Origin of the sequence: Candidatus Sulfotelmatobacter sp., assembly GCA_035498555.1 — a bacterium.
In the GTDB taxonomy this organism is placed as follows: domain Bacteria; phylum Eisenbacteria; class RBG-16-71-46; order RBG-16-71-46; family RBG-16-71-46; genus DATKAB01.
This window is the reverse complement of sequence record DATKAB010000017.1, coordinates 1-8,980: the sequence shown is the minus strand read 5'-3', so window position 1 is coordinate 8,980 and position 8,980 is coordinate 1. Positions and strand designations below refer to the sequence as shown.

The 8,980-nt window shown below is 69.7% G+C and carries 10 protein-coding genes; 8 read left to right on the top strand and 2 right to left on the bottom strand.

Annotated elements, in window-relative coordinates; genetic code table 11:
- Window positions 1-236: hypothetical protein (locus tag VMJ70_01845; protein ID HTO89850.1), on the bottom strand; the 236-nt coding region annotated here is incomplete at its 3' end.
- A 110-nt stretch (window positions 237-346) separates the two neighbouring features.
- On the opposite strand from VMJ70_01845, the gene VMJ70_01840 reads away from it, so the two are divergent.
- The gene (locus VMJ70_01840) at window positions 347-1,270 is read left to right on the top strand and encodes a histone deacetylase (protein HTO89849.1); all 924 of its coding nucleotides are present in this window, start codon (window positions 347-349) and stop codon (window positions 1,268-1,270) included.
- Window positions 1,271-1,720: 450 nt separating this feature from the next.
- Here VMJ70_01840 and VMJ70_01835 read toward each other — a convergent pair whose 3' ends face one another.
- The gene (locus VMJ70_01835; GenBank protein HTO89848.1) at window positions 1,721-2,950 is read right to left on the bottom strand and encodes a hypothetical protein; all 1,230 of its coding nucleotides are present in this window, start codon (window positions 2,948-2,950) and stop codon (window positions 1,721-1,723) included.
- 234 nt (window positions 2,951-3,184) lie between these two features.
- Here VMJ70_01835 and VMJ70_01830 point away from each other — a divergent pair, with 234 nt between their 5' ends.
- The 7 genes from VMJ70_01830 to groES all read left to right on the top strand — a co-directional run bounded on the left by VMJ70_01830 (window position 3,185) and on the right by groES (window position 8,757).
- Entirely contained in the window at window positions 3,185-4,021 is an 837-nt protein-coding gene (locus tag VMJ70_01830; protein HTO89847.1) for a metallophosphoesterase, read from the top strand.
- Between the two features lie 49 nt (window positions 4,022-4,070).
- Entirely contained in the window at window positions 4,071-4,592 is a 522-nt protein-coding gene (locus VMJ70_01825) for a thioredoxin family protein (GenBank protein ID HTO89846.1), read from the top strand.
- A gap of 20 nt (window positions 4,593-4,612) precedes the next feature.
- On the top strand, window positions 4,613-5,206 hold the full coding sequence (locus VMJ70_01820; GenBank protein ID HTO89845.1) for a 3'-5' exonuclease: 594 nt from the start codon (window positions 4,613-4,615) through the stop codon (window positions 5,204-5,206).
- Window positions 5,207-5,252: 46 nt separating this feature from the next.
- Window positions 5,253-5,735, top strand: coding sequence for a redoxin domain-containing protein (locus VMJ70_01815; GenBank protein HTO89844.1), 483 nt, complete (start codon window positions 5,253-5,255; stop codon window positions 5,733-5,735).
- A gap of 21 nt (window positions 5,736-5,756) precedes the next feature.
- Complete coding sequence (locus tag VMJ70_01810; GenBank protein ID HTO89843.1) at window positions 5,757-7,109, top strand: sigma-54 dependent transcriptional regulator; 1,353 nt, start codon at window positions 5,757-5,759, stop codon at window positions 7,107-7,109.
- 102 nt (window positions 7,110-7,211) lie between these two features.
- Complete coding sequence (locus VMJ70_01805; GenBank protein HTO89842.1) at window positions 7,212-8,147, top strand: hypothetical protein; 936 nt, start codon at window positions 7,212-7,214, stop codon at window positions 8,145-8,147.
- A gap of 319 nt (window positions 8,148-8,466) precedes the next feature.
- Entirely contained in the window at window positions 8,467-8,757 is a 291-nt protein-coding gene (groES, locus tag VMJ70_01800) for a co-chaperone GroES (GenBank protein ID HTO89841.1), read from the top strand.
- Window positions 8,758-8,980: the final 223 nt, after the last annotated feature.

Genomic DNA, 8,980 nt, shown 5'->3' with positions numbered 1-8,980 from the left:
GCCAGCGCGATCAGCGTCAGGGAGACGGCGAGACCGAGGCTGGCCGCCGCCGGGCCGCGGTCGTGAGCGAACGAAGCGAGCCGGACGTGGGCCTGCCAGAACAGGAACGCCGAGGCCAGCAGCGCGATCGCGATCAGCTCGGCCCACAGCGCCGGCTCGAGCCGGGCGGCGGCGCGGCGAAGCCACGCGACCTCGAGGCGGCGGAAGGCCGCGGATGGGAGAGAAGAGCTCACCATGAAGGGGAGAATTGTAGCCGAGGTTTCGAAGCGCGCGCGCCACGCCGCGCGCGGGCGCCGGCTCGGCCCCGCTTGTTGGGCGGCGGCTCGTGGTGGCACGATCCGCGATCATGCCGGGCATTCCGATCGTCCACTCGCCTCGCTACGCCTGCGACATCGGCGCGCACGTGTTTCCCACCGCCAAGTACCGGCTGGTGCTGGCGGAGCTGCTGAGCTCCGGCGCCGCCGCCCCGGCCGACGTGATCGAGCCCGAGCCCGCGCCCCGCGAGCTGCTGGAGCGCGTCCACACCCGCGCGTACCTGGACGATCTCGAGGCCCTGCGCTGGACCGCGCGCACGATCCCCTCGGAGCTGCCGCTCACGCGCGAAATCGTCGACGCCTACACGCTCGGAGCCGCGGGCACCACGCTGGCGTCGCGCCGCGCACTCGGAACGGGAGCCGCGGTTCATCTGGGCGGTGGCTTCCACCACGCCTTCGCCGATCACGCCGAAGGGTTCTGCTACATCAACGATCTCGCGGTCGCGATTCGCGCGCTGCAGTCCGACGGCCGGATCCGCCGCGCCGCGGTGGTGGATCTCGACGTGCACCAGGGGAACGGAACCGCGGCGCTGTTCGAGGGGGACGACGACGTGTTCACCCTGTCGTTCCATCAGGAGGCCAACTATCCGACTCCGAAGATGCGCAGCACACTCGACGTCGGCTTCGAGGACGGCACGCCCGACGAGCCCTATCTCGCGAAGCTCGCGGAAGCGCTCGAACGCGTCTGGCGATTCGGGCCCGAGATCGTGCTCTACCAGGCCGGCGCCGACCCGTATCGCGACGATCAACTCGGCGGGCTCAAGCTGACGCTTGAGGGCCTCGAGCGTCGCGACCGCATGGTGATCGAAGGTGGCATCACCCGCGACATCCCGATGGTGGTGACGCTCGGCGGAGGCTATGCGCGCCGCGTGCAGGACACGGTCACGATTCACGCCACGACCTGCCGGATCGCGATCGAGTCCGGAGAGCGGCGATTGGCCGCCAAGCGAGGCTGAGCGCCAGAATCGCGCGCCAGCGCCAATGGGGATGGGCCGCGCCCGGGTTTCCGGTGGGGGCGGCGACCTGAAAGTGGAGGGAGGGGCTCCATCCCGACAAGCGCCCGAGAGGGCATCACTCCGGGCGAGTGACCCGGGCGCCGCGCGACTCTCCGACTCCGCGAAGCCTTTCGCCGGACCTTGCGGTTCACCTCGCTCGTGATACCCGCTCGGTTCCGGCTTCCGGCGAACGACACGCAGCGTGCATCGTTCCGGAGCGGAAGCGAGAGCTCCCTGCCAAGGAGGTCTCTCTGCCCAGCCGCAACACTAGTTTGGTCACCGCCGCGCGCGCGTGTCAAGCACCGAAGTGAGCGCGCCCGCAAGTTCGCGCGGTTGCGAGATTCTCGTGATGCTCGCAAGTCTGTGGATCGACGCGGCGAGTGACCCGCGTCCCTCGACAGTCGGCCGGCGCTATTTCTTCTTCGCCTTCTCGGCGGCGGCGGGCTTGGGAATGGTCGGCGGCGGCGGCGTGGGTCCCAGCACCTCGAGCTTCACGTCGTCGTAGTAGACCCGGCCCGGCACCGGCACCTCGTAGAGGCACCAGGCCCACAGCTGATAGGTGTCGGCCGGGACGTCGAGAATCTGCGAGGTCTGCGTCCACGGCGTGTCGAGCGAGAATTGCTCGGACGCGATCCCCTGCTGGACGCCATACAGACCGTGAGAATAGACCTTGAGGAACGCCACGCCCTGGAGACTGTCGGTCTTCACCCAGGCGGAGAGCCTGACGCGCTTGCCGCCGAGATTCCGATTGGTGATGGGCTGGCACACGCCCATGCGGGCCTGCACCGGCGCCCGCGGGTAATCCGGGCCCTGAAGCGTTTCCAGATGGATACAGGACTTGCCGCTGTGCGCGTGCGTGGTGTCGCGTTCCACGACCAGACCGGCGTAGGGCGGAACCGCGAACTCCCAGGCGTTGAGATCGCCCTCGAACCCCGGGTCGCTGAGCAGATTCTCACCCACCTTCAGCGGCGGCGCCGGCAGAGGGGCCTCGATCGTGAGCGAAGCGTCGTCCACCAGCAGCTGTCCGGTGCCGGTCACGCCCGCGCGAACGAACACGATGTTCACGCCCGGGGCGCAATAGACGCGCATCTCGCGTTTCACCCAGTCGGTCTCGGGGTCGTCGAAGTAGAGGCGCTTCCAGCCGAAATCGACGATCGGATCGTCTACCTTGTTGATGTGCAGGCGCTGCGCCGCGTCGTCACGCGGCATGCCCCAGGTCTTCGCCATCTTCGAGATGGTGTCCCGATAGGCCTGCAACAAGCAGTAGGCGCGCCCGCTCACGCCATTGGACCGGGTCCATACCGTGAACAGCAGATCCTTGCCCCAGGCTTCCTTCCCCACCAGCACCGACTGGCTCCAGTTGTGGGCCATCGGCAGCAGGTTGCTCACGTTGGCCACGTTCGCGGAGTAATGACCGGAATGCACCAGGAACGTGTCGCATCCGAAGAACACCGTGGGCAGCCCCGAGATCGACGTGTCCCATGCGGCCGGCATCCACGGATGGCCCGGGAGGCGGTCTTCGAACCCCGGATTGATCAACAGGTTCTTCGAAACGGCGGCCGCGGAGCCGCGCGGGCTCGACGCCAGTGCCAGCAGGGCGGTTACGGCCAGCGCGGCCCACGAAGATATCGAGCGGGGCATGTCGGTCCTTTCGAATTCGCCGCCGGCAGGGCTGCCGGCGACGGCGGAGGGCGAAGAATGATCGGGTGCGGCGCGCGCGAGGGTCAAGCCCTTTCTCCTCGCGGGCGGGCGGCCGCGAGCCGGCTCGCGCGCTCTTTGCACTTCCTGCACCCGCGGTTTGCGAGGGCTTGAATCGCTTCGATAGATTTTTCCGACGCGCCCGTGGCGCGCCTCGACCGCAAGAGGGAGATCGAATTGTCCGAGTGGTTCTACACGTCCGACCTGCACGGTCAGGGGGCGCTCTACGAGCAGGTGCTGGCGCTGGGTGCGACCCGTCGGCCGAGCGCGGTGCTGCTGGGCGGAGACCTGTGTCCGCACGACGCCAGCCGCGACGGGGTGCAGTCCCAGCGGGTGTTCCTCGAGGGCTTCCTCATCGAGTTCGCGCGCCGGCTGCGGGACGCGGTTCCCGGAGTCGAGCTGCTGCTGCTGATGGGCAACGACGACTGGGCCGCCAACGCCGATTGCCTCGATCACGGCCACGGGACACTGTGGCGAGTGCTGCACGAGCGATCGGCGAGCGTCGAGGGCCGCGCGGTCGCCGGCATCTCGTGGGTCCCGATCACGCCCTTCGGGCTCAAGGATTGGGAGCGCTGGGACGACGGCGGCGAGGAGCAGCCGCTTCGTCTCGACGGCGTCACCAGTCGCACCGGCGCCATCACGCCGCTGTGCTTCGACGCGACCCGCCGCTCGCCGACCATCGCCGAGTCGCTTTCCGCGCTGGCCGCGACGGTCGCGGCGCCCGAGACCATCTTCGTCAGCCACTCGCCGCCGCGGGACACGCGCTGCGACCTGATCGGCGCGCGGCGGCACGTGGGCTCGCGAGCGCTGCGCCAGTTCATCGAGCACTATCAGCCGCCGCTGGTGCTGACCGGCCACATTCACGAGTCGCCACGCGTTTCGCAGTCGTACCGCGACTCGATTGGTCGCACCGTGGTGGTCAATCCCGGCCAGTTCGGCACCTCGCGACTGGCGGGGGTGTGGTTCGATCCGGCCGATCCGGCAGGAACGCTCCGGCACACGCTGTATGGGTGAGCCGTGGGCGATTTGAGCCACGATTTTCGAGGGTGCTAGACTGGTGTCAATGCGACGATTCCGTGGCCTGTTGGTTCTGGCGGTGATGCTGCTGCCGGGGGTTCCCTTCGCCGGCGCGCCTCCCGCGCCAGCGGGTCCTCAATGGCGCACCTGGAACGACGGCATGCGCCAGGCCGCGGCCAGTGGCCGGCCGGTGCTGGTGGACGTCTACACCACCTGGTGTGGCTGGTGCCGGAGAATGGATCGCGACGTCTATTCCCGCGACGACGTCGCCCGCTACCTGCGTGACCGGTACGTGACGGTGCGGCTCGACGCTGAATCCCAGGACGCCGCCGAATACCTGGGCCGGCGCTACACCTCGGCGCAGATCGCGCAGCATTTCCAGGTGTCGGGCTACCCGACCACGATCTTCCTGCGCGCCTCGGGGGAGCACATGGCCAACGTCCCGGGCTACGTCGAGCCCGATCGCTTCCTGCTGCTGCTGCGCTACGTGGCCGAAGGCCACGCCGACCGCAACGAGCCGTTCACCGATTTCGAGCGACAGCAGACGACCGGACGCGGCGCTCACTGAGCGCGGCGCGGACGAATCGCGTGTCGCTCCTCGCCGGCCGCCTCGAGGCGCTCGACACCGAGACCACCGGCATGAGTCCCGCGTCCGGCCACGTGCTCGTGGAGTTGGCGCGCGTGCGCCTCGAGAACGGCGAGATCGCCGAGCGCTGGTCGAGCCTGGTGCGGCCCGGGCGGCCGGTCCCCGCCGACGCCGCCGCGGTCCACGGCATCACCGATGCGATGGTCGCCGACGCGCCGCTCCCCGGCGAGGTGGCGCCGATCTTCCGGAACGGCTGTGGCGACGCGATGCTGGTGCTGCACAACGCGCCGTTCGATCTACCGTTCCTGGCCGCCTTCCTGCGCGGCGCCGGGGCGCGGCCGCTGTGGAATCCGGTGGTGGACACGCTCGGCCTCGCGCGCGGGTTGTTCGGGTCCGGCAGCAATTCGCTGGGCGCGCTGGCGGCGAGATTTTCGCTGCCTGCCGAATCGGCACATCGCGCGCTCGGTGACGCGCTCACCACCGCGCGTCTGTTCCTGCTGCTCGCCGAACGCTGGGAGCGCGAGAGGGGCATCCGCACGCTGGCGGAGCTGGCGGCGGCGAGCCAGGACGTGGTGCGCCTCGCCGGGCGTCGGTGATAGCATCCGCGCCCCGAACTCCGATGTCCTCATCCCTCAGGAGCCCATGACCACTCATCCCGGACCCACCGTCGGCCAGCGCGCCCCGGAGTTCAAGCTCAAGGGGCCCGGCGGCCAGCCGGTCTCGCTCTCGGACTTTCGCGGCCGGCGCCACGTCGTGCTGGCGTTCTTCCCGCTCGCCTTCACGCCGGTGTGCTCGCACCAGCTTCCCGAGCTGGAGCGCTCGCGAGCGCGCCTCGAGTCGCTGGGCGCGACGCTGCTGGGCTTGAGCGTCGACAGCTGGCAGACGAACGAGGTGTTCGCGCGCCAGCTCGGGATCGGCTTCCCGCTGCTCTCGGATTTCAAGCGCGAGGTGAGCCGCGCCTACGGGGTGTTGGATGAGGAGCGCTTCTACAGCGGCCGCGCGGTTTTTCTCGTGGATCGGGACGGACAGCTGGTCTACTCCGACGTGAGCGCGAACCCCGGCGACATGGCGCAGATCCCGAGCGTCGCGGCCTTGATCGGGAGTCTCGAAGCGCTTCCGCGCTGAAACGCGGCGCCGGAGTCGCGCATGCGCCATCGCCAGCCCCGAGTGCTGATCGTCGGACCCGACGCGGAATGGGCGCGCACGCTCGCGGCATTTCTCCGCGGCCGGGGGATGCAGGTGCGGGTCGCGCACGACGACGAAACCGCCTACAACGCGCTCGACGACTCGCGCGTGGACGCGCTGATCGCGCCGCTCCGGGCGCCGCGCATCGACGGGCTTGCTTTGCTGAGACGTGCGCGCGCGCGGGTCCCCGAGGCGAGCGTGATCCTGACCGGCGAGGGGGCGGATCTCGAGCGAGGGATTCGCGCCATGCGCGAGGGTGCGGCCGAGTTCGTGATCGGCGCGCTGATCCCCGAGCGGGCCCTGGCCATGCTCGAGCGAGGGTTCGAGCGCCAGGCGCTGGCGGCGCGCCTCGAGCAGGCGGAGGCGCGGCTCGACCAGCGCTATGGCCTGTCTCACCTGGTCACCCACTCGGCCGCGATGCGCCGCGTGCTCGAGCAGATCGGACAGGTGGCGGCGACCCGGGTCCCGGTCCTGATCCTGGGCGCGCCGGGCAGCGGCCGGCGCATGGTGGCGCAGGCCATCCACCAGAACGGGCCGCGGCGAGACGAGCCGTTCGTGTGGGTGGCGTGCGACGTGTTGACGCGCGAGGAGGCCGAGAGCGAGCTGTTCGGCCAGGATTCGGATTCGCCGGCCGGAGGGCCGCGCGCCGGCCGCTTCGAGCGCGCCGACGGCGGTACGCTGTTCCTCGGCGAAGTGGGCGCGCTTCCGACGCCGGCCCAGGCGGCTCTGTTGCGCGCGCTCCACGACCGGAGCTTTGTGCGCGTCGGCGGCCGCGAAACGCAGAGCGCGGACGTGCGGGTACTGGCCGCGACCGAGCGCGATCTTAGCGCGGAAGTGGCGGCCGGGCGATTCCGCAGCGACCTGGCGGAGCGGTTGAGCACGGTGCGCATCCAGGTACCGGCGCTGCGCGAACGGAGCGAGGATCTGCCGCTGCTGATTCAGCGCATGCTCGCGGAACTCAATCGCGAATACGGTCGCCGCGTCACCGGCGTCACCCGCGGCGTGCTCGAGCGCTTCGCGGCGTACGCCTGGCCCGGCAACGTGCGTGAGCTGCGCGACCGGCTCGAGTCGATGGTGGCGCTCGCCGACGGGAAGCGCTCGCTCGAGGTGTCGGATCTTCCCGCCGAGCTTCAGGGTCCGGCCGAGCGCCGGGCGCTCAGCGTCACGGTCGGCATGACGGTTGAAGAAGTGGAACGCGAGTTGATTTCGGCGACGCTCAGGCGCGTGGCCGGCGACAAGCGCCGCGCTGCCGCGCTCCTGGGGATCGGGCTCCGGACGCTCTACAGGAAAGTGCGGGAATTCGGGCTGGGCTGAGGGTTCCGGCAACGCGGACCGCGGCTCCGCGGGCAAGCCTAAACCACCGCCGCCGCGCCGCCGATAACTCGGACGCGTTCTTCATGGAAGAAACCGCGCCCGATGACTGAACCCGAGAAGCCCCTCGCCGACGACGACCGCCCACCGGCGGTCGAGCCGCCGCCTGCCGAGCGACCCGACTGGCTGGTAGGCGCCGATGAAGGCGTCGCCGCCGAACAGGGCCGGCAGAAGGTCGCCGGCACGCCGCTGCCCTTCAAGCTGAGCTCGGCAGCCGATCGCGCGTCGGATCCGGAAGTGATGAAGGCGCCAGAGGAGACGGTTCGCCCGCTCGCTCCCATGAGCGGGACGCCGCCCGGCGTGGTGCCTCCGAATCCGATTCCGCCCGCTGCCCCGAAACCGGTGGCCTGGACTGCGGCGGCGAGCAGCGTTCCGACGCTGAAGACGCCGGCCGTGGCGCCGGCGACCTCGACTCCGAAGTCGCCGGCCGCCGCAGCGCCCGCGGCTCCAGCGCGCGGGGGCGCCCGCTCGAATGCCGTTGCGAGCGAGCCGCCGGTGCGCACGCCGCTGCCGGATCTCGATCCGCCCGCCGGGGGCGAGGAAGCACAGGCGCTGGCCACCGTCGAAGCGCCGCCGCCACGCCCGCGCCCGCGGGTTCGCCCGCTCGAAGAGCCGTGGTGGGTGATCCTGCTCGACGCGCTGCGGGCCAATCGCCCGATTCAACTCGGCATTCTGGGCGGTGGGCTGGTCGTGCTGACCTGCTGGCTGTTCTGGCCGCACTCCGAGCCCGGCGTCTCGCTGCGCAATCTGCGCAAGGACCCCGCCCGCTGGGACGGGCACATCGTGCGCGTCGAGGGCAGGGTCGGCGACGTCTTCCCGATGGGAGATGGGTACGCCTTCAATCTCCACCAGGGCCGCGACACCATCGTGGTGTTCACGCGCGCTCACAAGCCCGAGCCACGGCAGAACGTCACCGTGGTGGGATCGGTGACCACCGGGTTCCTCGACGGCACCGCCCGCCAGGCGATCTTCGAGAACTGAGCGCCCGCCTACCCCTCGTGGCAGCCCCGGCCACGACCTGCCAGACCAGCCGTGCCATTTGGGCACAATGACTTGCGCCTCGCCGAATCAAATTCGGCAATTCAAGACATTGCAATAAGTTGCTCATCCGACTTGCACGTTACACGCGCCCACACTATTTTCTCGTCGTCCGCGGGCTCTGAGCCCGCGCCGCGACGCGCGAGCCCCCGTTGAATGCGGGTTCGCGGCGCGCGACCGAACGCGCGGCATCGCGACGCGTTCGCACATCACTTCGAACACGCCCCATTTCGGGCACCTGTCACGTGGAGGAGGAGTCACCATGAACGTCCGGCCTCTTTCCGACCGCATTCTGGTTCGGCGCATCGAGGAGAAGGAGACGGTTCGCGGCGGGATCATCATTCCCGACACGGCCAAGGAGAAGCCTCAGGAGGGCGAGGTCGTAGCCGTGGGCCCCGGCCGCCTGACCGAAGAGGGCAAGCGCATCAACATGGACGTGAAGCAGGGCGATCGCGTGCTGATCGGCAAGTACAGCGGCACCGACGTGAAGATCGACGGCACCGAATACGTCATCCTCCGCGAAGAGGATGTGCTGGGAGTGCTCACCAAGTAATTCCACCTCGCGCCCGGCCACCGCGCAGGCGGATCGGCGGCGCGAAGACTCGATAGGAGGCAGCGATGGCTGCGAAGCAGTTGCTGTTCAGTGGTGAGGCTCGCGCCAAGATTCTCGAGGGCGTGGAGCAGCTCGCCCGTGCGGTCAAGGTCACGCTCGGACCGCGCGGCCGCAATGTCGTGCTCGACAAGAAGTGGGGATCGCCGACCGTCACCAAGGACGG

Excerpts from the sequence above, each read along its gene's own strand:
- groES (HTO89841.1), top strand. The coding sequence starts at position 8,467 with ATGAACGTCCGGCCTCTTTCCGACCGCATTCTGGTTCGGCGCATCGAG.
- VMJ70_01810 (HTO89843.1), top strand. The coding sequence starts at position 5,757 with ATGCGCCATCGCCAGCCCCGAGTGCTGATCGTCGGACCCGACGCGGAA.
- VMJ70_01835 (HTO89848.1), bottom strand. The coding sequence starts at position 2,950 with ATGCCCCGCTCGATATCTTCGTGGGCCGCGCTGGCCGTAACCGCCCTG.
- VMJ70_01825 (HTO89846.1), top strand. The coding sequence starts at position 4,071 with ATGCGACGATTCCGTGGCCTGTTGGTTCTGGCGGTGATGCTGCTGCCG.
- VMJ70_01815 (HTO89844.1), top strand. The coding sequence starts at position 5,253 with ATGACCACTCATCCCGGACCCACCGTCGGCCAGCGCGCCCCGGAGTTC.
- VMJ70_01805 (HTO89842.1), top strand. The coding sequence starts at position 7,212 with ATGACTGAACCCGAGAAGCCCCTCGCCGACGACGACCGCCCACCGGCG.
- VMJ70_01840 (HTO89849.1), top strand. The coding sequence starts at position 347 with ATGCCGGGCATTCCGATCGTCCACTCGCCTCGCTACGCCTGCGACATC.